At 73.8% G+C, this 21,861-nt stretch carries 19 protein-coding genes and 1 pseudogene; 13 read left to right on the top strand and 7 right to left on the bottom strand.

Annotated elements, in window-relative coordinates; genetic code table 11:
* The first annotated feature begins 75 nt into the window (after positions 1 to 75).
* Together ACZ1IK_RS06770 and ACZ1IK_RS06765 are read left to right on the top strand one after the other, a co-directional pair.
* Positions 76 to 495: an organic hydroperoxide resistance protein gene (locus ACZ1IK_RS06770; RefSeq protein WP_063190262.1), complete on the top strand. Its 420-nt coding sequence runs from the start codon at positions 76 to 78 to the stop codon at positions 493 to 495.
* Entirely contained in the window at positions 495 to 920 is a 426-nt protein-coding gene (locus ACZ1IK_RS06765; RefSeq protein ID WP_069941691.1) for a DoxX family protein, read from the top strand. The genes ACZ1IK_RS06770 and ACZ1IK_RS06765 overlap by 1 nt, the downstream gene beginning before the upstream one ends.
* Before the next feature lie 147 nt (positions 921 to 1,067).
* Here the strand turns inward: ACZ1IK_RS06765 and ACZ1IK_RS06760 are convergent, their stop codons facing one another.
* Complete coding sequence (locus tag ACZ1IK_RS06760) at positions 1,068 to 2,582, bottom strand: acetyl-CoA hydrolase/transferase family protein (protein ID WP_115166026.1); 1,515 nt, start codon at positions 2,580 to 2,582, stop codon at positions 1,068 to 1,070.
* Positions 2,583 to 2,769: 187 nt separating this feature from the next.
* Between ACZ1IK_RS06760 and ACZ1IK_RS06755 the strand changes: the two genes are divergently transcribed.
* The 3 genes from ACZ1IK_RS06755 to ACZ1IK_RS06745 all read left to right on the top strand — a co-directional run bounded on the left by ACZ1IK_RS06755 (position 2,770) and on the right by ACZ1IK_RS06745 (position 6,869).
* Positions 2,770 to 3,780 carry an NADP-dependent oxidoreductase gene (locus tag ACZ1IK_RS06755; protein ID WP_127435226.1) on the top strand — a complete coding sequence of 337 codons (1,011 nt, stop codon included), beginning with the start codon at positions 2,770 to 2,772 and terminating at the stop codon, positions 3,778 to 3,780.
* Positions 3,781 to 3,850: 70 nt separating this feature from the next.
* Positions 3,851 to 5,206 carry a DUF4921 family protein gene (locus tag ACZ1IK_RS06750; RefSeq protein ID WP_354403228.1) on the top strand — a complete coding sequence of 452 codons (1,356 nt, stop codon included), beginning with the start codon at positions 3,851 to 3,853 and terminating at the stop codon, positions 5,204 to 5,206.
* A gap of 10 nt (positions 5,207 to 5,216) precedes the next feature.
* Positions 5,217 to 6,869 carry an ABC1 kinase family protein gene (locus ACZ1IK_RS06745; RefSeq protein WP_354403226.1) on the top strand — a complete coding sequence of 551 codons (1,653 nt, stop codon included), beginning with the start codon at positions 5,217 to 5,219 and terminating at the stop codon, positions 6,867 to 6,869.
* 28 nt (positions 6,870 to 6,897) lie between these two features.
* On the opposite strand, the gene ACZ1IK_RS06740 is transcribed toward ACZ1IK_RS06745, so the two are convergent.
* Positions 6,898 to 8,028 (bottom strand): saccharopine dehydrogenase family protein, encoded by a 1,131-nt coding sequence (locus ACZ1IK_RS06740; RefSeq protein ID WP_126860549.1) that lies wholly within the window; start codon positions 8,026 to 8,028, stop codon positions 6,898 to 6,900.
* A gap of 143 nt (positions 8,029 to 8,171) precedes the next feature.
* Between ACZ1IK_RS06740 and ACZ1IK_RS06735 the strand changes: the two genes are divergently transcribed.
* The 3 genes and pseudogenes from ACZ1IK_RS06735 to ACZ1IK_RS06725 all read left to right on the top strand — a co-directional run bounded on the left by ACZ1IK_RS06735 (position 8,172) and on the right by ACZ1IK_RS06725 (position 10,680).
* On the top strand, positions 8,172 to 9,179 hold the full coding sequence (locus ACZ1IK_RS06735; RefSeq protein WP_465098413.1) for a cation diffusion facilitator family transporter: 1,008 nt from the start codon (positions 8,172 to 8,174) through the stop codon (positions 9,177 to 9,179).
* A gap of 33 nt (positions 9,180 to 9,212) precedes the next feature.
* A pseudogene (locus tag ACZ1IK_RS06730) lies at positions 9,213 to 10,016 on the top strand (serine hydrolase domain-containing protein); the annotation flags it as partial.
* 124 nt (positions 10,017 to 10,140) lie between these two features.
* Positions 10,141 to 10,680: a hypothetical protein gene (locus ACZ1IK_RS06725; RefSeq protein WP_465098415.1), complete on the top strand. Its 540-nt coding sequence runs from the start codon at positions 10,141 to 10,143 to the stop codon at positions 10,678 to 10,680.
* Between the two features lie 24 nt (positions 10,681 to 10,704).
* Here the strand turns inward: ACZ1IK_RS06725 and arfB are convergent, their stop codons facing one another.
* From arfB to ACZ1IK_RS06710, 3 genes are all read right to left on the bottom strand, one after another.
* Positions 10,705 to 11,160, bottom strand: a complete 456-nt coding sequence (arfB, locus tag ACZ1IK_RS06720; protein WP_036338705.1) for an alternative ribosome rescue aminoacyl-tRNA hydrolase ArfB — start codon at positions 11,158 to 11,160, stop codon at positions 10,705 to 10,707.
* The gene (locus ACZ1IK_RS06715) at positions 11,153 to 12,598 is read right to left on the bottom strand and encodes an MFS transporter (protein WP_206482134.1); all 1,446 of its coding nucleotides are present in this window, start codon (positions 12,596 to 12,598) and stop codon (positions 11,153 to 11,155) included. Before ACZ1IK_RS06715 ends, arfB begins: the two co-directional genes overlap by 8 nt.
* Before the next feature lie 133 nt (positions 12,599 to 12,731).
* The gene (locus ACZ1IK_RS06710; protein ID WP_166437528.1) at positions 12,732 to 14,468 is read right to left on the bottom strand and encodes a bifunctional 3'-5' exonuclease/DNA polymerase; all 1,737 of its coding nucleotides are present in this window, start codon (positions 14,466 to 14,468) and stop codon (positions 12,732 to 12,734) included.
* Positions 14,469 to 14,607: 139 nt separating this feature from the next.
* On the opposite strand from ACZ1IK_RS06710, the gene ACZ1IK_RS06705 reads away from it, so the two are divergent.
* Positions 14,608 to 16,089, top strand: coding sequence for a sugar porter family MFS transporter (locus ACZ1IK_RS06705; RefSeq protein ID WP_163721262.1), 1,482 nt, complete (start codon positions 14,608 to 14,610; stop codon positions 16,087 to 16,089).
* Positions 16,090 to 16,162: 73 nt separating this feature from the next.
* Here the strand turns inward: ACZ1IK_RS06705 and ACZ1IK_RS06700 are convergent, their stop codons facing one another.
* Entirely contained in the window at positions 16,163 to 17,464 is a 1,302-nt protein-coding gene (locus ACZ1IK_RS06700; protein WP_465098412.1) for a dicarboxylate/amino acid:cation symporter, read from the bottom strand.
* Positions 17,465 to 17,692: 228 nt separating this feature from the next.
* On the opposite strand from ACZ1IK_RS06700, the gene ACZ1IK_RS06695 reads away from it, so the two are divergent.
* Genes ACZ1IK_RS06695 through ACZ1IK_RS06680 form a run of 4 tightly spaced genes read left to right on the top strand, consistent with a single transcriptional unit; the run spans position 17,693 to position 21,091 of the window.
* Positions 17,693 to 18,334 (top strand): ABC transporter permease, encoded by a 642-nt coding sequence (locus ACZ1IK_RS06695; protein ID WP_002855197.1) that lies wholly within the window; start codon positions 17,693 to 17,695, stop codon positions 18,332 to 18,334.
* A complete protein-coding gene (locus ACZ1IK_RS06690; RefSeq protein ID WP_465098411.1) occupies positions 18,331 to 19,338 on the top strand; it encodes an ABC transporter ATP-binding protein in 1,008 nt (335 codons plus the stop codon). Before ACZ1IK_RS06695 ends, ACZ1IK_RS06690 begins: the two co-directional genes overlap by 4 nt.
* The gene (locus ACZ1IK_RS06685; protein ID WP_465098410.1) at positions 19,335 to 20,087 is read left to right on the top strand and encodes an ABC transporter permease; all 753 of its coding nucleotides are present in this window, start codon (positions 19,335 to 19,337) and stop codon (positions 20,085 to 20,087) included. Before ACZ1IK_RS06690 ends, ACZ1IK_RS06685 begins: the two co-directional genes overlap by 4 nt.
* Positions 20,084 to 21,091 (top strand): glycine betaine ABC transporter substrate-binding protein, encoded by a 1,008-nt coding sequence (locus ACZ1IK_RS06680; protein ID WP_465098409.1) that lies wholly within the window; start codon positions 20,084 to 20,086, stop codon positions 21,089 to 21,091. Before ACZ1IK_RS06685 ends, ACZ1IK_RS06680 begins: the two co-directional genes overlap by 4 nt.
* A 29-nt stretch (positions 21,092 to 21,120) precedes the next feature.
* On the opposite strand, the gene ACZ1IK_RS06675 is transcribed toward ACZ1IK_RS06680, so the two are convergent.
* Positions 21,121 to 21,591: an alkaline phosphatase D family protein gene (locus tag ACZ1IK_RS06675; RefSeq protein ID WP_060973549.1), complete on the bottom strand. Its 471-nt coding sequence runs from the start codon at positions 21,589 to 21,591 to the stop codon at positions 21,121 to 21,123.
* Positions 21,592 to 21,861: the final 270 nt, after the last annotated feature.

The raw sequence follows: 21,861 nt of genomic DNA, 5'->3' as shown, positions 1-21,861 counted from the left end.
TTGCGCGCGACCTAGCCGGGTGGCAGGCTGGAGCCGACTCGTCCCGCACGGGGCGGGCGGATGAAAGGACCTCCCATGGAGACCATCTACACCGCCGAGGCGCTCAGCACCGGCGCCGGCCGCGACGGCCATGTCCGCACCACCGACGGGCGGGTCGACCTCGACCTCGCCGTGCCCACCGAAATGGGCGGCTCCGGCCAGGGCACCAACCCCGAGCAGCTGTTCGCCGCCGGCTACGCCGCGTGCTTCCACTCGGCCCTGCAGATGGTCGCCCGTGCCTCCCGTGCCGACATCACCGACTCCTCCGTCGGCGCGCGCGTGGGCATCGGCCGCCAGGGTGAGGGCTTCGGCCTGGAGGTCACCCTCGAGGTCGTGATCCCCAATGTCCCCGCGGATCAGGCCCGCGCCCTCATGGAGCAGGCGCATCAGGTGTGCCCCTATTCGAACGCCACCCGGGGCAACATCGACGTCGTCCTCGAGCTCGGGGAGGCGTGATGACGAAGCACCGGCAGTCCGTCCCCCTCTCCCAGACCGCCGCCCGCCTCGGCCTCGGCGGGTTCATGACCGCCGCGGGGCTGTCCCACCTCACCGTGGCGCGCCGTGAGTTCCGCGCCCAGGTGCCCTCGTGGGTCCCGCTCCCGGCAGACCTCGTGGTGCTCGGATCCGGCGTGGCCGAGATCGGCCTCGGGGCCGCTCTGCTGGCGCTCCCCGGGCAGCGCCGCCTGACCGGCACCGCCCTGGCGGCCTTCTACACCGCGATCTACCCCGGGAACATCGGGCAGTACGCCGAGCGCAAGGACGGCTTCGGGCTGGACACGGACGGTCGCCGCCTGGCGCGGCTGTTCGGCCAGCCCGCCCTCATCGCGGCCGCCCTGTGGGCCGCGGGAATCCCCGAGCGGGAGCAGGGCGGGCGCGGCTGACGCCGTCGCCGGTCCTGCGGCCCTGGGCCGGCTCCGGGCACGTGCCCGGAGCCGGCGTGATCTCACCCTGCCGCGAGGCGCGGCCCACTGTAGGGTGTCCCGCAGGTGTCCCGCGGGTGTCCCGCAGGTGTCCGGACCGGCGGGCCGTCAGCCGTGACGCATCGTCCCGGTCTCGAGGAAGCGCTGGTGCCAGGACAGGGCCTCGCCCAACAGGTGCGGGGTGTGCAGGCCGCCCGACTCGCGCATCGCGCGGTCGAAGTAGTCCCGCAGCTGCTCCCTGTAGTCCGGGTGCGCGCACGTGTCGATGATCGTGCGGGCGCGCTGCTTGGGGGAGAGGCCGCGCAGGTCGGCCAGCCCCTGCTCCGTCACCACCACGTGCACGTCGTGCTCGGTGTGGTCCACGTGCGAGACCATCGGCACGATGCAGGAGATGTCCCCGCCCTTGGCCGTGGAGGGGGTGAGGAAGAACGACGTGAACGCGTTGCGGGCGAAGTCGCCGGAGCCGCCGAGACCGTTCATCATCTTCGTGCCCATCAGGTGCGTGGAGTTCACGTTGCCGTACAGGTCGGCCTCGAGCATGCCGTTCATGGCGAGGATGCCGAGGCGGCGCACGAGCTCGGGGTGGTTGGAGATCTCCTGGGTGCGCAGGATCAGCTTGTCCCGATACTTCGCGGCGTTGTCGTTGAACCGTTCGGCGGCCTCGGTGGACAGGGAGAACGCGGTCGCGGACGCGGTCGCCAGGGTGCCGGAGTCCAGGGCGTCGAGCATGCCGTCCTGCACCACCTCGGTGAACGCGGACAGGCCTGTGAACCGGGACTTCACCAGCTCGGACATCACCGCGTTCGCGATGTTGCCCACGCCCGACTGCAGCGGCAGCAGCCGCTCGTCGTACCGGCCCTGGGCCACCTCGTGCTCGAAGAACTCCACGAGGTGCTGGGCGATCGCGATCGAGTCCGCGTCGGCGGGCTTGAAGGCAGAGTTGCGGTCCGGGGCGTGGGTCTCGACGACGGCCACCACCTTGGCCGGATCGCACCGCAGGTACGTCTCACCGATGCGGTCCGCGGGGTGGGTGAGCATGATCGGCGTGCGGTGCGGGGGCAGCGCGGTGCCGTAGTAGACGTCGTGCAGGCCCTCGAGGTCCTCGCTCTGCCATGAGTTGACCTCGAGGATCACCTGATCCGCCAGGTCGATCCAGGACTTGTTGTTGCCCACGGAGGAGCTGGGGACGAGACGGCCGTCCTCGCGGATCCCGGACACCTCGATCACCGCGGTGGTCATGGGCCCGTAGAAGCCGTTCCACACGGTCTGCGCCAGGTGAGACAGGTGCGTGTCGATGTACTCGATCGCGCCCGCGTTGATCTTGGCGCGCATCGTCGGGTCCGACTGGAACGGGGTGCGCAGCGCGACGGCGTCCGCCTCGGCCAGCGCACCGTCCATCTCCGCGGAGGTGGACGCCCCCGTGTGGAGGTTGATGCGGAACTCCTCGCCGCGCGCGTGCAGCTCCTTGGCCCGCTCGGCCAGCGCCATCGGCACGGCCTTCGGGTAGCCGGACCCCGTGAACCCGCTCATGCCCACGGTGGTGCCGTGCTGGATGAACGCCGCCGCCTCCGCGGCGGACATCACCTTCGACCGGAGGCCGGGGTGGTGGATGCGGGACGACATGGGTGAGGCCTCCGTGCGGGTGAGACGAGTCGAGCGAGAGCGCTGTGACGTGGAACAGCGATCAGCGTACCCGCGTCACGGGTGGCCGTGGGGATGATCACGCCGGAGGTCGCCGAGCCCGACCTGCGTGATCGACGACGGCGAACAGGGCTCGGCACTCCGGGTCGGCGCGCCTAGGCTCGGCGGCATGCGAGCACTCGTCCTCCAGTCCTACGGCGGCCGTGAGGCCATGGCCCTCACCGACGTCCCCGCCCCCACGGCCGGCGCCGGCGAGGTGCTGATCCGCACCCGCGCGGTCGGCCTCAACCCCGTCGACGCGATGCACCGCGAAGGCGACTTCAAGGCCATCGCCCCCGACGACTTCCCCACGGTCGCCGGCAACGAGCTCAGCGGCATCGTCGAGACCGTGGGCGCCGGGGTGACCGCGTTCGCCCCGGGTGACGCAGTCATCACCCGCGTGGACCCCTCCGGCCACGGGGCGTTCGCCGAGCTGGCCGCGGTGCGCGCGGACTGGGTGGCCGCCGCGCCCGCCCGCGTGCCCCTGACGGACGCGGCCGGCCTGCCGCTCGCCGGCCTGACCGCCCAGCAGGCACTCGGCCCGGAGCACCTGGACCTGCAGCCCGGGGAGCGGCTGCTGATCACCGGGGCCGCCGGCGGCGTCGGGCTGATCGCCACGCGCCTGGCACACCTGCGCGGCGCGCACGTGACCGTGACCGCCTCCGCGGCGGGTGAGCCGTACGTCCGCGAGGCCGGCGCCGACGCGGTGATCGACTATCGCGCCCGCACCGTCGCGGAGGGGGGCGAGCGCTTCGACAAGGTGTTCGACCTCATCGGCGGTGATCAGATGGCCGAGCTGCTCGGCTCGATCGAGCCCGGCGGCCGGCTGGTGACCATCGCGGGCCCGCCGAGCCCCGGCAGCCTTCGTGAGACCGCGCGCCCGTCGCGTCGGCCGCTGGCCGCCGTCGTCTCCCGGGTGGCCAGTGCGAAGGTGCGCCGGGCCGCGAAGAAGGCCGGGGTGACCTACGAGTTCTTCCTCATGCATCCGGACGGGGCGGGCCTGGCCGAGCTCGTCCGGCTCGTGGACGCCGGCGAGCTGGCCGTGACCGTGGACAGCCGCTACCCCCTGGCCGACTGGGAGCAGGCGTTCGAGCGTCTCGAATCCCACCACGCCAAGGGCAAGGTGCTGCTCGAGTTCTGACCGGTGGGCGCGTCGGCGCCGGTCTGCCCGGGCCGGCACCGCCTCGTATCCTGGCCTCGTGCACCCGTCTGTGAGCGAGCCTCTCACCCGACTGCCGGACGGCACCGTCAAGCAGCGCAACCCCTTCACCGGCACCGAGGTCTGGACCGTGCCCGGCCGCGGCCACCGCCCGCTCGGCCTCGTCCGGCCCGCCCCGCAGCCGCTCGACCCCGCCCAGCACGGCCGGCACTGCGCCTTCTGCGAGCACCGCCTGCTGGAGACGCCGCCGGAGAAGTCACGCATCGTCTCCACGAGGGCCGACGACGGCGCCCCGGCCTGGCAGATCCTGCGGCACCCGGCCGCGGAGCGGCTCGGGGAGACGACCCCGGCCTTCCGCCGGGTCCCCAACCTCTTCGAGATCCTCAGCTACGACTACTGGCGTCTCAACCACGGCCACGAACTCCCCCCGGACGCGCGCCGCCGCCGTGACGAGTACCTGGCCACCGAGGCCGGCCGCGCCCACGTGCGCGCCGTCGTCGCCGCGAAGCTGCACGCCTCCGGCCGCTCCGCGGAGGAGACGGCGGCGATGTCCGAGGCGGAGCTGATCGCGGCGTCGGCCGCATTCTTCGGCGGCACGCACGACGTCGTGATCGCTCGGCGGCACTTCGTCGACGGGGCCGTGGACGACCACCAGCTGGCCTCCTCGGGCACCCTGACCCCGGACGAGCACCACGCGTTCCTGGCCCTGACCGCCGACGCGATGCGGGACCTCTACGCGACCACGCCCGCCGTGCGGTACGTCTCCGTGTTCCAGAACTGGCTCAAGCCCGCCGGCGCCTCCTTCGACCACCTGCACAAGCAGCTCGTGGCCATCGACGAGGTCGGCGCGCAGAACGCGGCCGCCCTGGACCGGCTGCGCGAGGACCCGCAGGTGTTCAACCACGCCGCGCTGGACGTGGCCGTGGCGCACGACCTGATGATCGCCGCGAACGAGCACGCCGTGATGTTCGCCGGCTTCGGCCACCGGTACCCGACGGTCGAGGTCTACTCCACGAGCCCGGTGGGGCAGCCGTGGCGGCAGTCCGCGGCCGAGCTGCGCGCCGTGTCCGACCTGCTGCACGCCGCCCACGCGGCCACCGGGCCCGACGTCCCCTCCAACGAGGAATGGCACACCCGCCCGCCCGGCGTCGCGTCCCCGATGCCCTGGCGCGTGATGCTCAAGTGGCGCGTCTCCACCCTCGCCGGCTTCGAGGGCGCCACCAAGATCAACGTCAACACGCTCAGCCCGTGGGACGTGCGGGACCGGGTGCTGGCGCGGCTGCGGGAGCTGCGGGCGGCGGGCGCGCTCGCGGACGGGGTGCGGATCGGGGCCGACGCGCGGATCCGGCCGGGCGCCCTGCGGTACGCCGACGGAGCGGCGAGGCTCACCCCTCCGCGCGGTCGGTAGCGTGGGCGTCATGGCCCTCCACCTGCAGCGCTACCGCGAGATCGCCCACGTCATGGCCCGCAACGGCCTCAGGGCCACGGCCGTGCAGGCCGGGCTCTCCCGGTGGCTGCCCCTCGAGGAGGGGGAGCCGCACCTGGGCATCGACGCCGAGGACCGCCCCGAGCTGTTCGTGCGCACGTTCGAGGAGCTGGGCGTCACCTTCGTGAAGCTCGGGCAGCTGATCTCGGCGCGCCCGGACCTGTTCCCCGAGGCCTACTGCGCGGCGTTCGCCCGCCTCACGGACAGCACGACGGCGGTGCCCTTCGAGGCCGTCGCCCGGACGGTCGAGGAGGACCTCGGCGCCGACGTCGACGCACTGTTCGCCTGGTTCGACCGCGCGCCCCTGGCCACCGCCTCCATCGGTCAGGCCCACCGTGCGCGCCTGCATGACGGGCGCGCCGTCGTCGTGAAGGTCCGCAAGCCCGGTGTGGTGGAGCAGGCCCAGGCGGACCTGGAGATCCTGCGGACGCTGGCGGCCACGTGGTCGCGGGCCTCGCGGACCTTCGCCGATCTGGACGTGCCGACCATGGTGGATGAGTTCGACCGCTCCCTGCGCGCCGAGCTCGACTACGTGGTGGAGGCGCGGGCCTGCGAGGAGATCGCCGCCGGCTTCCGGGACACCCCGGGCGTGCGGTTCCCGTGGATCGAGTGGGACCTGACCACCTCGCGCGTGCTGACCATGCAGGAGCTCTCCGGGCTGCGCGTGGACGATCTGGCCGGACTCGACGCCGCCGGCATCGACCGGGAGGAACTGGCGTACCGGGCCGCCGACGTGCTGCTGGCCATGGTGTTCGAGCACGGCGTGTTCCACGCGGACCCGCACGCGGGCAACCTGTTCATCGAGCCGGACGGGACCGTCGGGTTCATCGACTTCGGCTCCGTCGGGAGGATCTCCCCGTCCCTCCGGCGCCGGTTCGCGGGCCTGGCCATGGCGCTGGCCCGGCAGGACACCGACGGACTGGTGCGGGCCCTGCTGGACATCGCCCCGCCGCGCGGGCCGGTGGACCGCCGTCGGCTCCGGCTGGAGGTGGCCCGGATCGTCGGCCGCCTCGAGGGGCGCGAGCTCGAGGACATCCGCGTGGCGCAGCTGGTCTCGGAGATCTTCGCCCTCGTGCGGCGCCACCGGCTGTCCCTGCCGCCCGAGCTCGTGCAGCTGCTGCGGATGCTGATCATCGTGGACGGCATCGGCCGCCGCCTGCACCCCGGATTCGACTACACCCGCGTGCTCGACCCCTTCGCCCTGCGCCTCGTGGGGGAGCACCTCGACCCCCGGCGGGTGGCGGGCCGGATCGGCCGGGCCACGATCGCGGCGGCCGAGCTCGGCATCGACCTGCCGGAGTACGCCCGCAAGGTGATGGAACGCATCGACGACGGCGGGATCGACGTCACCGTCCGCGCGAGCGAGCTCGAGCCGCTCGTGACGCGCCTCGAGCGGACGGGCGACCGGGTGGTGGCCGCCATGGTGGTGGCCGCGATGATCACCGGCGGCACGAACGTGCTCGTGGCGTACAAGGACCGGCTCGGCCGCTTCGCCGGGCCGGTGGTGGCCGCCGGCGGCGCCGCCCTGACCGGCGGCAGCGCCTATCTGGCCTGGATCAGCCGCCCCCGGCGTCGCCCCCGCTGAGGGCCGTGGGCGGGGTCAGTCGTCGGGATCATGCCCGCACCAGACCGGCCGCGGTGCAGGCCGTCTCGAAGTCGTCGAGGCCGAACGCCTGGATCGGGCTGACGACGCCGGCCTCGCGGGCCTGTCCTGCGGCGAGCTGCCGGGCGCCCCAGGCCATGAGGTCCCCGGTCAACGTGTAGGCGTTGGGGCCGCTCAGGTGGACGTCCGCCACGATGCGGCCGGCCGCGTCGCGCGCGATCGCCCCGACCCGGGAGCCCGTGCGGGCCCGGTCTGCGGCGTCGGGGCCACCCGGGTCGCCGGCCAGGGGCCGCAGCAGGGCCTGCACGCCGCGGGCGACGCCGGGGAGCCACCCCACCGCACCGAGGGCGGCGGCGCCGATCTGCGTGGGCCGGGCCGGGAACCAGCCGTTGAAGACCTCGACCTCGTCCAGGCCGGGCTGCATCCGCGGCAGGAACAGGGACTCCGTGCCGCCGAACAGCACGCCGCGGCGGTCCTGCCCGTCGACCCGGAAGACGGCCGACCGGCTGGCCGGGCCCGTGGTCGCCAGCCGCCCGCCGCGCCACGTGATCGTCCGCTCGGTGAGGGCGCCCACCATCGTCTGGCGCGTCCCGTGGCTGAGGTCGACGCGCGGGTCCAGCTCGCCGTCGGCGAAGTAGCCGATCTGCAGAGACCGTGCGCGTCCACCGGCCTCCGCCAGCGCGAGCCCGCCCGCGAGCATGCCCGGCGCGTAGTCGAAGCCGAGGGCGGGCAGCAGGGTGGCGCCCGTGCGTCGGGCGGTGGCGTCCAGGTCCGCCTTGAGGTCCTTCACGAAGCCGACCTCACCGGTGGAGTCCACGTAGTGCGCGCCCCGCTCCGCGGCGGCGCGGGCGACCGGTCGGCCGTAGCGTTCGAAGGGGCCGACCGTGGAGACCAGCACATCGCCCTCCGTGACCAGGGCCCTCAGCGAGGCGGGGTCCCCGGCGTCGGCGACGGCGACCTCCAGCCCGTCGTGCCGCCTCGCCGCGTGCTGGAGCGAGTCCCCGTTCCGGCCCGCCAGCACGGGCCGTGCGCCCTGGGCCACGAGGGCGTCCACGACGAGGGATCCGGCGTAGCCCGTCGCGCCGAGCACGATGATGCGGGGGGCGTCGGGGCGGTCGAGGTGCAGGGGAGAATCCGTCATGGCCCCACGCTAGGCCGCGCACGCGGAGACCTCACGGGCTCGGCGACGCCGATCCGCGTGGACCCCGTCTCGCGCTCCTGGACCGGCGGACCCGGACATGGCGAGCCTGGTCCGGCATGCGCCTGCAGGGGCAGACTCGGAGGATGACCCGCACCCCGCCCGCCGTCGCCTCGCCCGCTCACTCCGCCTCGCCCGCCGCCGAGACCGGCGGCGAGAGCCTGCTGACCGTCCTGATCGCCCTCGGCGTGAACGCGGTGATCGCCGTCGTCAAGTCGATCGTGGGCGCGGTCACCGGCTCAGCCGCGATGGTGGCGGAGGCCGCGCACTCCTGGGCCGACGCCGGCAATGAGGTCTTCCTGCTGCTGGCGGAGCGTCGGGCCGGCCGAGCCCCCGACGCGCGGCACCCGCTGGGCTACGGGCGCGCGGCCTACGTGTGGTCGATGGTCGCGGCCTTCGGCCTGTTCGCGGTGGGCTCGGCGGTCTCGGTCTGGCACGGGATCACGGCCTGGTCCGCCCCCGAGGAGGAGGCGGAGTACACGATCGCGTACATCGTGCTCGCCGTCGCGTTCGTGCTCGAGGGCATCTCGTTCCTGAACGCGCACCGGCGCGTCCGCCGCGACGCGGAGCGGCGGCACATCAGCGATGCCACGTTCCTGCGCCAGACCTCGGACCCCACCCTGCGCGCCGTGTGGGTGGAGGACGCCTCGGCCCTGATCGGCCTGGCCATCGCGGCCGCCGCCCTCGCCCTGCACCAGCTCACCGGGGACCCCCGGTGGGACGCCGCCGGCTCGATCCTCGTGGGCGTGCTGCTCGGGGTCGTCGCGATCTTCCTGCTCTCGCGGAACATGGCGTTCCTCGTCGGCGAGGTCGCCGACCCGGTGATCCGGACCCGGGTGCTGCGCTGGCTGCTGGAGCGGCCCGAGGTGCTCTCCGTGAGCTACCTGCACCTCGAGTACGTCGGCCCGGAGAAGCTCTTCGTCGTCGGGGCCGTGGACCTGGCCGGGGACGAGCGGGAGAGCGAGGCCGCGGTCCTGCTCCAGCGCGTGGAGGACGCCCTCCTCGAGCACCCGCGCGTGGCCGCCGTCGTGCTCTCCCTGTCCAACCCCGCCCACGCGCCCCTGGACCCGGAATCGCAGAACGCGCGCGCCTGAGCCCGCGCGGCCGGCATCGTACAGTGGCCTCTCGTGACCCAGACCACCCCCGCCCCGCCGCCCGCTCCGTCCCTCGACCGCCTCCGCGAGGCGGCCCCGTACCTGTCCCGGTGGCTGGCCACCCAGGTGGAGACGCGGCACGTGCCCGGCGCCCAGGTGGCCGTGCGGCTCGGCGACGAGCTGGTGCTCTCCGCCGCGTTCGGGGTGGCCGACGAGGCCACCGGGGCGGAGCTGACCACCGGCCACCTGTTCCGCGTGGCCAGCCATTCCAAGACCTTCACGGCCGTCGCCGTGCTGCGCCTGGTCGCCACCGGTCGTCTGCGCCTGGACGACACCGTGGCCGAACGACTGCCCGACTGTGCCGACACCCCGCTGGCCCGGGTCACCGTCCGCGAGCTGCTCTCGCACACCTCCGGCGCCATCCGCGACGGGGTGGACGCGGACCACTGGCAGCTCGACGGCCCCTTCCCGGACGCCGACGCCCTGCGCGCGATCGTCCGGGACCACGGCGCCACCTACGCCCCGCAGGAGCGCTTCAAGTATTCGAACATCGGGTACGGCCTGCTCGGGGCGATCATCGAGGCAGTCACGGGCCGCGGCTACGCCGAGCACGTCACGGAGGACATCCTCGTCCCGCTCGGCCTCACCGACACCCGCCCCGAGATCGACGACGACGCGGCGGGCCGGGCCGTCGTCGGCCACACCCGGGCCCACGGCCGTGGGCGTCGGGTGAGCGTGGCACCGACCGCCACCGGCGCGCTGGCCGCGGCCACCGGCTTCGTCTCCACGGCGGAGGAGCTCAGCCGCTTCTTCTCCGCTCTCGCACTGGATCGGCGTGAGCTGCTGGACGAGCACGCGCTGCGCCTGATGCACCGGGCCGAGGCCTCCTTCCCGCGGGGGGGCCGGGACGGGCACCTACGGGCTCGGCCTGATCGGGATCAGCGTGGGCGGACGACGGCTCGTGGGCCACTCCGGCGGCTTCCCCGGGCAGATCACCCGGACCCTGGTGGACCCGGTGACCGGTCTGACCGTCAGCGTGCTCACCAACGCCGTGGACGGTCCGGCGGACGCGCTCGCGGTGGGCCTCGTCGAGCTCATCGACCTGCTCGCCCAGGACGCCGCCGACGGGCAGGCGCTGCCCACCGGTGTCACGACCGACGACCTCGACCGGCTGACCGGCCGCTACGTCTCCCTGTGGGGCGAGACGGACGTGGTTCGCGCCGGCGAGCGCCTCGTGCTGATCGACCCCGGCACGCCCGGCCCCCGGGACAGGATGCACGAGCTGCGAGCGCTGGACGCCACCACGTTCCTGCCCGAGGACGAGGATGGCTTCGGCGCGTCGGGGGAGCGCATCCCGTTCGACCTCGGCGACGACGGCCGGGTGGTGAGGATGCGCGTGTCCGGGGTGAGCAGCTGGCCCGAAGAGGACTACCTCGCCCGGCGTGGCGACGCGTGGGGTCACCGCTCGGCCGCCGGCCGTGGGGTGACCGGGCGGGACTGAGCCGCCGCCTGCGGGCGGGCGGCCTCAGTCGAGGCCGGGGCGGCGGCGCGTGCGCTTCACCTCGGAGCGACGGTGTTTGGCCTCCAGGCGGCGCCGCCGAGAGCCGCGCGTCGGCTTGGTAGCCCGCCGCGGCGTCGGCGGGGCCAGGGCCTCGCGCAGCAGCGCCGCGAGCCGCTCGCGGGCGGCCACCCGGTTGCGCCGCTGGGCCCGGTGCTCCGCCACGCTGACGGTGAGCACCGTGCCGGCCAGCCGGGGCGCCAGCCGTGCGAGGACGCGGGCGCGCTGGACGTCGTCGAGGGCGGAGGTGGCCGCCAGGTCCAGACTGAGCTGGACCCGCGAGTCCGCCGTGTTCACGCCTTGACCGCCCGGGCCGGAGGCGTGGGAGAAGCGCTCGACGAGTTCGCCCGCGGGGATGACCAGCCCGCGGGGTGCGCCGGGGCCGGGGGTGACGCGCACGTCGCCGGGGCGGGGCTCAGCCACGGGGCGCCGCCGTCCGTGGTCCGCGCAGGTCCGCGAGTGCGACGAGGAGCGCGAGCGCCATGCACCCCGCCACCAGGGTGAAGGCGGCCATGAACGCCCCGTCCCAGTCGGCACCGGAGGCGACGCCCAGGAACACCCCCACGATCACGGCGGTGCCGACGGCCGTGCCGACGCGCTGGCCGGTCTGCAGGACGCCGCCGGCCGTGCCGGAGTGCCGCGGCGGGACCTCGGCCAGGCTGAGGGTCTGGTTGGGGGAGACCACCAGCCCCTGCCCGGCACCCAAGATGGCGAGGGTGAGCAGCAGCCACCACGGACTCAGGCCGAACTCCCGGTTGGCCCACGCCACCCCGATGGAGCCCACGACGGCGAGCAGCGCCAGCGCGATGCCGAGGACGACGATCTTCCGGCCCGTGCGCAGCACCACGCGCCCGGCCACGGTGGACATCACGCTCGACATGACCGCCGAAGGCAGGCCGATGAGCGCGGCGTGCAGCGCCGGGTAGCCCAGCCCGTTCTGCATGAACATGGCGATCACGACGAACATGCTGGTCGAGCCGGTGAAGTAGATGGCGATCAGCAGGGCGCCGCACGCGAAGCTGCGGGTCTGGAACAGGCGCAGGTCCACCATCGGGGCGCGGCCCCGTCGGGCGTAGCGGGCCTCCCAGCGTGTCCAGAGGGCGGTCAGGCCGATGCCGACGGGCACGAGCACGAACCGCCACGGCCCGAGCTCACGGTCCAGGAACGGGAGCATGACGGCCACGAGGGCGCCCGCCAGCAGGACGACGCCGACCGGGTCCAGGTCCGGACGCCCCGTCCGCACGGGGGCGGTGCGCGGCAGCCACTGGCGGGCCACGACCAGGGCGCCGAGGGCGATGGGCACGTTCACCAGGAAGGTCGCGCGCCAGCCGAGGTCGCCGCCGAGCCACGCGATGAGCCCGCCGCTGAGCAGCGGCCCCACCGCCACGGACACCCCGACGACGGCGCCGAGCGCCCCGAACGCCCGGGCGCGGGAGGCGCCGGAGAATTCGCCCTGGATGAAGCCGGTGACCTGCGGGTTGAGCAGGCCCGCGCCCACGCCCATGACCAGGCGCGCGAGCACGAGCAGGACGCCCGTGGGCGCCAGGCCGGACAGGAGCGCACCGAGCGCGAACACGCCGAGGCCCACCATGAACAGCCGGCGGCGGCCGAAGAGGTCACCCGCCCGGCCCGCCGGCACGAGCACCATGCCGAACACGAGGGTGTAGCCGGAGATGGCCCACTGCAGCTCCGCGTCGCTGGCGTCCAGGCCCCGCTGCAGGGCGGGCAGGGCCACGTTGATGCTGGACACGGCCAGCAGGGACATGAAGATCGGGATGAGGAGCACCGCGAGGATGCGCTGCTGGTGCGGGGTGAAGACCGAGGACGCGGCGCCGTCGGACGGACGCGGGGCGACGGGCAATGCGGTCTCCTTCTCGGGGGTGTCTCGGGCGCTCTCCAGGATCGGCCCTCGTCCCGCATCGTGCCAGGTCCCAGGGTCCTCGGCCCGGTGCGGCGCACGGGGGCCATGACCGCGGCCGACGCGCTGCCGCCCCTCACTTCGCGTCCGCGTATGACCCCACGCTGGAGACGGTGAGCGGGAAGTCCACGGGGGCGGGACCGAACAGCAGGCGGCCGGCGGCGCTCGCGGACTCCGCCACGACTGTCCGCACGGCCTCGGCCTCCGCGGCCGGGCCGTGCAAGACGACCTCGTCGTGGACGAAGAACACGAGTTCCGTGTGCATGCCGGCCGAGCGCAGTCGACGGCGGATCTCGCCCATCCAGCACAGCGCCCACTCGGCTGCGGTGCCCTGCACCACGAAGTTCCGGGTGAAGCGGCCCTGGGAGCGTCGCCGTCGCCGGGCCGCGGACTCGGCGGCCTGGGTGCCGACGTCGGACACGGACTCCTGCCACTTCCGCCCCGGTGCGGGGGACCAGCGGCCCAGCCACGTGGACACCTGGCCGCCTCCCTCGCCGACGGAGGCCGCCCGCTCGAGCAGGCCGATCGCCCGCGGGTAGAGCCGGCGCAGGTGCGGCATGAGCGCCGCGGAGTCGCCCGTCGTCGAGCCGTACATCGCACCCAGCAGGGCGACCTTCGCGCGACCGCGGTCGGCCAGCGCGGTGCCGGCCGCCCGGCCCTGCTCCGCCACCTCCCGGTACAGGTCGGGCGTGGTCCCGGCACGGGCCAGCGCCTCGTCGGCGGCCATCGCGGCGAGGATGCGCGGCTCCACCTGGGAGGCGTCGGCCACGGTCAGCGTCCACCCGGGGTCCGCGCGGACGGCGTCGCGCACCCCGGCCGGGATCTGCATGGCCCCACCGCCGTGGGCGGCCCACCGCCCGGTCACCACGCCGCCGACCAGGTAGGCGGCGTGGAACCGGCCGTCGTCGCCGATCCACTGGTCCAGCCAGTGCCAGCCGTTGGCCGTCCACAGCCGGGCCAGGGCCTTGTACTCCAGCAGCGGCGCGAGCAGCGCGGCCCGCGCCTCGCGTTCCGCGCCGCCGGCGTCGATCCAGTGCTTCAGGTCCCACTGCCGCGTGGACTCCACGGCCACGCCTGCCGTCTGCAGCGCCCGCAGCAGGCTGGGCTGCGAGTCGGGGCTCAGCCCGGGGGAGCCCAGGACGTCGGCGATGCGTTCGGCCAGGGCCTGCAGGCGGGCGGGACGCTCGCCCTGTGCAGGCCGGGGGCCGAGCTGCTCGGTGAGGAGCGCCTCGTGCACGCCCCTGTCCCACGGCAGACCCGCCGCCCGGATCTCCGCGGCCACGAGTGCGCCCTGCGACTCCGCCGCCGCGAGCAGCCGCAGCCGGTGCGGGTGGGCCGAGCCCTCGACGGCGGCCCGCTGCGCGGCCAGCTCGGCCGCGAGCACGGTGACGTCCGGAGCAGGGCCGGTCTCGTCCGGCAGGTCGAAGAAGGACTCCTGACCGGCGGGCACCCGCGCGGGGCGCTCGGGCTCCGTGGGGTCGGCGACCTCGAGCTGCGCCACGGGCGTGTAACGCACCCCGCTGCCCGGCGCCGTCGCCGCGTGCCGCAGGATCCGCTGGACGAGGGCCAAATCCCAGCACCGATCCACCCGCACTCCCGCCGCCAGCCAGGCGGCGTACTCCGTCCCGACGTCGGCGAGCACCCAGCGGACCGTGCTCGGGTCCACGCCAAGGCGGGCGGGCAGACCGGCCACGAGCCCGGCCACGGACCCGGCGGGGCAGGATCCCAGGGGAGTGGCGTCGTCCCCGTCCACGGCCCACCAGGCGCCGGGGCTGCCGACGGAGGCGGGGGCGGGGCCCAGGACGACGAACATGGTCCTCATTCTGCCCCGCCGCCTCACCGTGGGCGGGGCGAGGGGCTGTGCGACTTGCACGCTCGCCGAGCGAAGAACACACTGTGCGGACGCACCGGCGCGCAGCGGGCCGTCGGGCGCCACCCAGAGAGGACCCACCATGACAGCGACCCGGTCCGGCGGCGCCGCGACGTCTCGCCTCAACGCCAAGGTGGTCGGCATCTCGGTCGCCGCCGCGCTCGGCGGTTTCCTGTTCGGCTTCGACACCTCTGTCATCAACGGCGCCGTGGACGCCCTCGCCGGGGAGTTCGGCCTCGGCGCCGGTCTCACGGGTTTCGCCGTCTCCTCGGCGCTGATCGGCTGCGCACTCGGCGCCTGGTTCGCCGGGCCGATCGCCAACCGCCGCGGCCGCGTGCCCGTGATGGTGATCGCCGCGATGCTGTTCCTGGTCTCTGCCATCGGCTCGGGTCTGGCGTTCGGCGTGGTCGACCTGATCGTCTGGCGCATGGTCGGCGGCCTGGGCGTGGGCGCCGCGTCCGTGATCGCTCCGGCGTACATCGCGGAGGTCAGCCCGGCCCATGTGCGCGGTCGCCTCGGCTCGCTCCAGCAGCTGGCGATCGTCCTGGGCATCTTCGCCGCGCTCCTCACGGGCGCGCTCTTCGCGACGATGGCCGGGGGAGCGGCGCAGCCGTTCTGGCTCGGCGTCGACGCCTGGCGCTGGATGTTCCTGGCCGAGGCCGTCCCGGCGGTGCTGTACGGCCTGTTCGCCCTGAAGCTGCCGGAGTCCCCGCGCTACCTGGTCGCCCGCGGCCGCACGGACGAGGCGGCCGAGGTCCTGCACGAGTTCACCGGTGTGGACCGGGTGAACCTGATGATCGAGGACATCCGGCGCTCGCTGGACTCGGAGCGCCGCGAGTCGCTGGCGGACCTGCGTGGACCGGCGGCGGGCCTGCAGCCGATCGTGTGGATCGGCATCCTGCTCTCCGTCTTCCAGCAGGCCGTGGGCATCAACGTGATCTTCTACTACTCCACCACCCTGTGGCGTTCGGTGGGCTTCGGGGAGTCGGACGCCCTCACGGTCACCGTGATCACCTCGGTCACGAACATCGCCGTCACCCTCATCGCGATCGCCCTGGTGGACCGCGTCGGCCGTCGCCCCATGCTGATCGCCGGCTCCGCCGGCATGACGGTCAGCCTCGGCCTGATGGCACTGGCCTTCTCCTTCGCGCAGACCGGCGGCGCCGAGTCCGTCTCCCTGCCGCAGCCGTGGTCCACGGTGGCGCTGGTGGCCGCGAACGCCTTCGTGGTGTTCTTCGGCGCCACCTGGGGTCCGCTGGTCTGGGTGCTGCTGGGCGAGATGTTCCCGAACCGCATCCGCGCCGGCGCGCTCGCCGTGGCCGCCGCCGCGCAGTGGGCGGCGAACTTCACCGTCTCCACCACGTTCCCGTGGCTGGCGGACATCGGCCTGACCCTCGCCTACGGCCTGTACGCGGTCATGGCGGCGCTGTCCCTGGCCTTCGTGGCGGCCTTCGTCCCCGAGACCAAGGGCAAGACGCTCGAGGAGATGAGCGACGTCGTCGTGCGCTCCCCGGGGCAGCGGCGCGCGGTGCGCGCCGAGGCCGAGCGGGGCCTGCGCGGCTGACACCGCCCGTCCCGACGACGGCCCCCTCCCAGAGCTTCTGACAGGGAGGGGGCCGTGGTGTGTGCGGGGCGGGTCAGCCGGCGTCGGCGCCGGTGGCGACCTCCTCGTCGTCGCGGTGATCCAGGCCCTCGTCCTCGGAGTCCTCGATGAGACGGTCCCCGGCGATCTTGTCGACGATCAGCGCGATGGCGGCGTCACCGGTCACGTTGGTGGCGGTGCCGAAGGAGTCGATGGCGATGTACGTGGCGACCATGAGCGCGACCTGCGGCTCGGTGAAGCCGAGCATCGAGGACAGCAGGCCCGAGGCCGCCACGATCGCGCCGCCGGGCACGCCGGGCGCCGCGACCATGGTGACGCCCAGCATGAAGATGAAGCCCACGAACACCGGGATGTCGATCGACTGGCCCGAGAGGAACAGCACCGCGATGGAGAACGAGACGATCTTCACCGTGGAGCCGGCCAGGTGGATCGTCGCGCACAGCGGCACGACGAACGAGGCGATCGGCCGGCGCACGCCGAGCAGCAGGGTCTGGCGCAGGGTCACCGGGATGGACGCCGCCGAGGACGAGGTGCCCAAGGCCGTCGCGTAGGCCGGCAGCATCGTCTTCAGGGCCGTGAACGGGTTGCGGCTCGCGATCGCGCCCGCGACGACGTACTGGACGAGCAGCAGCACCACGGTGAGGCCGAAGACCAGCAGGATCACGCCGAGGAACGTGGTGATGACCTTGAAGACCTCGCCGGCGGCGGTCATGTTCAGGAACACGCCGAAGATGTAGACGGGCAGCAGCGGCACGATCAGGCCCATGACGACCCGCTCGATGATGGATCGCAGCTGGTCGAAGCCCTCGTGCAGGGCGCCGCGCGGCAGCGTCGTCAGGCCGATGCCGAGCACGAACGCGAGCAGCAGGGCCGTCATCACGCCGAAGGGCGGGTCCATCTGCACCTCGAACAGCGGGCCGAGCAGCGCGTCCTCGGGGTTGGCCATCGCCTCGAAGGACCCGGGCGTGAGGATCAGCGGGAAGACGAGCAGGCAGACCAGCAGGGCGCCGAAGCCGCCGACCAGGGTGGAGCCGTAGGCGATGCCGCCGGTCAGGGCCAGCAGCTTCCCCGCGCCCCGGCCGATGTCGCCGATCGCGGGGGCGACGAGCGCCAGGATCAGCACCGGGACGATGAAACCCAGGAAGTTCGAGAACAGCCCGTTGAAGGTGGCGAAGGCCTGCACGAGCCAGGTCGGCGCGACCAGGCCGACGAGGACGCCGGCCACGATCGCGACGAGGATGCGGGGCAGCAGGCCGACGCGGCGGCGGGGCACGGCGACGGCGCCCCCGGAGTCGGGGCCGGACGCGTCGAGGGCATCGGAGTGGGAGCGAGACATGGCCGACACGCTAGCGCAGGCCGTCCTGCCCGTCGCCCGGTCGGTAGGCCATCCTTGGCGGTGCCGGTGACCCCCTTCGTGGCGCAGAACACAGGGAGCGCCACCATCTCGGGGAGCGTGCAAGAGCACGCCCGACCCACCCGGACCGAAGGAGACGACGATGACGGTCCTGCCCCGCCCCGCAGACGCCCGGGCCGCCCAGGGGTGCGCTGCCGGCGTGGAGGCCGCATGAGCGAGTTCCTCGCCTCACGCTGGCCCGACATCCTCTTCCGGGCGTGGCAGCACGGGTGGCTCGTGCTGCAGGCGCTGGCCATCGCCACCGTGCTCGCCATCGCGCTGGCCGTGATCGCCACGCGGATCAAGGCCCTGACCCCGATCGCGAACGCCTTCACGGCCGTCGGGCTGACCCTGCCCTCCTTCGCGCTCATCGGCGTCCTGATCCCCCTGGTGGGCATCGGGACCGTCCCCGCCGTCGTGGTGGTGGTCTTCTATGCCCTGCTGCCCATCCTCCGCAACGCGCTCGTGGGTCTGCGCGGCGTGGACCCGGAGGTGCTGGAGGCCGCCCGGGGGATGGGCATGGGGCCGGTGGCGCTGTTCACCCGGGTGCGTCTCCCGCTGGCCTGGCCCGTGATCCTCACCGGCATCCGGGTCGCGGGCCAGCTCGGCATGGGCGTGGCCGCGGTCGCGGCCTACGTCCTGGGGCCCGGACTGGGCTCGTACATCTTCACGGGGCTGGTCTCCCTGGGCGGCGCCAACGCGTTGAACTACGCCCTCGTGGGCACCCTCGGCATCGTCGTCGTCGCCCTCGTCCTGGACGGGCTGCTCGTGCTGCTCGGCCGGCTCACCATCTCGAAGGGACTGCGCGCATGAGCACCGCCCGTGACACCGGGGCCGAGATCCGTCTCGAGTCCCTGACGAAGCTCTATCCGGGGCAGGACCGCCCCGCCGTGGACGCCCTGGACCTCATCATCCCCGCGGGGGAGACGGTGGTGTTCGTCGGCCCGTCCGGCTGTGGCAAGACCACCTCGCTGAAGATGATCAACCGCCTCATCGAGCCCACCTCCGGGCGGATCCTGATCGGTGGGGAGGACATCACACGCCGTGACCCCACCCGGCTGCGCCGTCAGATCGGCTACGTCGTGCAGGGCGGCGGCATGATGCCCCACCTGTCCGTCGCCGAGAACGTCGGCCTGGTGCCGCGCCTGCTCAAGTGGGACCGCCGGCGCATCGCCGACCGTGTGGACGAGCTGCTCGACCTCGTCGGCCTGGACCCGGCGATCTACCGAGACCGTTTCCCGCGCGAGCTGTCCGGCGGGCAGCAGCAGCGCGTCGGCGTGGCCCGGGGCCTCGCGGCGGATCCTCCCGTGCTGCTCATGGACGAGCCCTTCGGCGCCGTGGACCCCCTCACCCGCGAGCGCCTGCAGCAGGAGATGCTCGACATCCAGGCCAGGGTGGGCAAGACCATCGTGATGGTCACCCACGACGTGGATGAGGCCGTGCTCCTGGGCGACCGGATCCTGGTGCTCGAACCCGGCGCGCACGTGGCCCAGTACGCCACCCCCGAAGAGGTCCTGGCTCGGCCGGCCACCGAGTTCGTGGCCGATTTCGTGGGGTCGGGAGCGGGGCTCAAGCGGCTGGGGCTGCGGTCGGTCGACTCGCTGCCGCTGCGCCCGATCGCACCGCACCCGACGGGCACGCGGCCGGGCGGGCCCGTGCTCGACGCGGCCACCCCGATCAGCGAGGCCCTCGCCGCGCTGGTCATGGCCCCGGGGGAGGAGATCGCCGTGGTCCGTGGTGGCACGGTCATCGGTCTGCTCGACTATCCGACACTGCGCGCGCACGCCCGCGCCGGCGACGAGCAGGCTCGGCCATGATCGCCCGGCTGCGTGCGGCCTCCGCCGAGGACCGCCTGCTCCTGATCGGCCTGCCGCTGCTGGTGGCCGCCCTGCTGATCGGGTGGACCGTCTGGGTGCGCGGAGCCGCCCTCGACGACGTCGAGGCCCGGCTGCTGACCTGGCCCACCGTCCTGCGCCTCACCGCCGAGCACCTGGCCCTCGTCGGCGTGTCCACTATTCTGGTCGTGGCGACGGCCGTCCCGCTCGGCGTGCTGCTGAGCCGCCCCGCCGCCCGGCGGTTCACCCCCGTCGCCATGGGGCTGGCCAACGCCGGCCAGGCCGCTCCCGTGATCGGCGTGATCGTCCTGCTCGCCATGGTGTGGGGGTTCGGCTTCCGGGTCGCCGTCCTGGCCCTGTCCCTCTACGCGTTCCTGCCCGTGCTGGCCAACACCCTGGCCGGGCTACGGGGCGTCGACCCCACCGTCGTCGAGGCGGCCCGCGGCATGGGCATGTCGCCGCTGCAGACCCTGCTCCGGGTGGAGCTGCCCTTGGCCCTGCCCGTGATCATGGCGGGTCTGCGGACCGCCCTGGTGCTGCTGGTGGGCACCGGGGCGTTCGCGACGTTCATCGACGCCGGCGGCCTCGGCCTGCTCATCCAGACCGGGATCGTCCTGTTCCGCTTCCCGCTGCTCGTCTCGGGGGCGATCCTCGTGGCCGCCCTCGCCCTGATGATCGAGTGGATCGGCCGCCTCGTCGAGACGCTGGCCACGCCGAGGGGGCTCGCATGACCACCCCGCGCGCGACCCTCCCGTCCCGCCGCCGCGGCCGGACCCCCGCTCGTGCCGCGCTCGCCGCGCTCGGCCTGGCGGCCTCCCTGGTCCTGTCCGGGTGCGGGCTGAGCACCGCCGGCGGCTACCTGCCCTCGGGCACGCCCGCCGGCGACGTCGCCGGGATCGACCTCGAGGGCGCCCACGTGGCGGTGGGCTCCAAGAACTTCAACGAGGGCGTCGTGCTCGGCAAGATCACCGCGATCCTGCTGCGCTCCGCGGGGGCCGACGTCGAGGATCTGACCAACATGCCGGGTTCGCTCAGTGCGCGCCAGGCCCAGGTCGCAGGCGTCGTGGACGTCGAGTGGGACTACACGGGGACGGCCTGGATCACGTACCTGGGCCACACCGATCCGATCCCGGACGCCCAGGCGCAGTGGGCCGCGGTCCGGGACGAGGACGCGCAGCAGGGCCTGGTGTGGCTGCCGCCGGCCGAACTCGACAACACCTACACCTTCTCCGTGCGCCAGGACCGGGCGGAGGAGCTCGGCCTGGAGACCCTCGCGGACATCAAGGACCTCCCCACGGAGGACCAGTCCTTCTGCGTGAGCGCCGAATTCGCCGCCCGCAACGACGGGTTCCTGCCCATGCTCGAGGCCTACGGGATCGAACGGCCCACCGGATCCCGGCTGCGCCAGATGGACATCGGGGCGGTGTTCGCCGCGGTGGCGGACGGGTCGTGCACCTTCGGGGAGGCGTACGCCACGGACGGGCGGATCGCCGCGCTGGACCTGACGACCCTGCAGGACCCGCTGAGCTTCTTCCCGAAGTACAACGCGGCCCCCATCGTGCGCGAGGAGGTCCTGGCCGAGCACCCCGAGATCGCCGACCTGCTGGCGCCCGTGACCGCGCGCCTGGACAACGCGACGGCCGCGCGCCTGAACGCCCGGGTGGACGTCGACGGCGAGGAGCCCACCCAGGTCGCGTGGGACTGGCTCCGCGAGGAGGGCCTGATCACCGACTGACGGTCCGCCGACGCCGCCGGCACGGCGGATCAGGCAGCCGTCAGCGTGCGCGAGTAGACCGTCCGGCCGACGGCGTTGATCAGACGCACCCGGAACTCGCGGCCGTCCTCGGGGATCTCGACGTGGCCGAAGTACTGGTGCTCGCCGGAGCGCGGCGAGCCCATGACCGGCCCGTGCGCCTCGAAGTCCAGGCGCGGGCCGAAGGTGCCGTCCAGCGTGTTCGGGCCGGACGATCCGGCGTTGATGGGGCCGGCCACGAACTCCCAGAACGGCTCGAAGTCGGTGAACGCCGCGCGCAGCCCGCGGATGAGCCACTGCAGCTGTTCCTCGCCCAGGATCGGGGTCTCGTGGGTCTCGAGACGCTGGGTGTTCTCGCCCTTGTGGGTGCGCATGTCCAGGGCGAACACGTCGAGCGTCGCGCCGCGGGGGATCCTGCGGTGGATGCGGGTGGGCGCGAGGCCGGAGCCGCGGTGCAGGGCCGTGGAGTCGGCGATCGGCATGTACTCCTGCCACGCTCGCCGGGCGCCGTCGTGAAGCGGGCCACGGCCGACTCGCCCAGGCGGCCGGCCTCGTCCTCGAACGCGTACGTCACCTCGAAGCGGGCGCCGGAGGGCAGCGTGTCCGCGAGGATCTTCGCGGTGTGGTCGGCGGCCCCGTCGACCCAGCCGGAGCGCAGGGTCAGCCCGCGAGCGAAGCGGCCGCGCAGCACCAGCCCGTCCTCGTCGACCGCGCGCAGCGTGGCGTGCAGGCGCGAACGGCCGGACTCGGCC

The organism is Micrococcus sp. CS26, assembly GCF_055522295.1.
This window is presented reverse-complemented; position numbering and strand designations above follow the sequence as displayed.

What these genes read in the sequence shown, in the direction of transcription:
- ACZ1IK_RS06770 (WP_063190262.1), top strand. Translation starts at nt 76, where the DNA reads ATGGAGACCATCTACACCGCCGAGGCGCTCAGCACCGGCGCCGGCCGC.
- ACZ1IK_RS06705 (WP_163721262.1), top strand. Translation starts at nt 14,608, where the DNA reads ATGACAGCGACCCGGTCCGGCGGCGCCGCGACGTCTCGCCTCAACGCC.
- ACZ1IK_RS06680 (WP_465098409.1), top strand. Translation starts at nt 20,084, where the DNA reads ATGACCACCCCGCGCGCGACCCTCCCGTCCCGCCGCCGCGGCCGGACC.
- ACZ1IK_RS06755 (WP_127435226.1), top strand. Translation starts at nt 2,770, where the DNA reads ATGCGAGCACTCGTCCTCCAGTCCTACGGCGGCCGTGAGGCCATGGCC.
- ACZ1IK_RS06760 (WP_115166026.1), bottom strand. Translation starts at nt 2,582, where the DNA reads ATGTCGTCCCGCATCCACCACCCCGGCCTCCGGTCGAAGGTGATGTCC.
- ACZ1IK_RS06745 (WP_354403226.1), top strand. Translation starts at nt 5,217, where the DNA reads ATGGCCCTCCACCTGCAGCGCTACCGCGAGATCGCCCACGTCATGGCC.
- ACZ1IK_RS06735 (WP_465098413.1), top strand. Translation starts at nt 8,172, where the DNA reads ATGACCCGCACCCCGCCCGCCGTCGCCTCGCCCGCTCACTCCGCCTCG.
- ACZ1IK_RS06710 (WP_166437528.1), bottom strand. Translation starts at nt 14,468, where the DNA reads ATGTTCGTCGTCCTGGGCCCCGCCCCCGCCTCCGTCGGCAGCCCCGGC.
- ACZ1IK_RS06695 (WP_002855197.1), top strand. Translation starts at nt 17,693, where the DNA reads ATGAGCGAGTTCCTCGCCTCACGCTGGCCCGACATCCTCTTCCGGGCG.
- ACZ1IK_RS06690 (WP_465098411.1), top strand. Translation starts at nt 18,331, where the DNA reads ATGAGCACCGCCCGTGACACCGGGGCCGAGATCCGTCTCGAGTCCCTG.
- ACZ1IK_RS06685 (WP_465098410.1), top strand. Translation starts at nt 19,335, where the DNA reads ATGATCGCCCGGCTGCGTGCGGCCTCCGCCGAGGACCGCCTGCTCCTG.
- ACZ1IK_RS06675 (WP_060973549.1), bottom strand. Translation starts at nt 21,591, where the DNA reads ATGCCGATCGCCGACTCCACGGCCCTGCACCGCGGCTCCGGCCTCGCG.
- ACZ1IK_RS06700 (WP_465098412.1), bottom strand. Translation starts at nt 17,464, where the DNA reads ATGTCTCGCTCCCACTCCGATGCCCTCGACGCGTCCGGCCCCGACTCC.
- ACZ1IK_RS06765 (WP_069941691.1), top strand. Translation starts at nt 495, where the DNA reads ATGACGAAGCACCGGCAGTCCGTCCCCCTCTCCCAGACCGCCGCCCGC.
- ACZ1IK_RS06740 (WP_126860549.1), bottom strand. Translation starts at nt 8,028, where the DNA reads ATGACGGATTCTCCCCTGCACCTCGACCGCCCCGACGCCCCCCGCATC.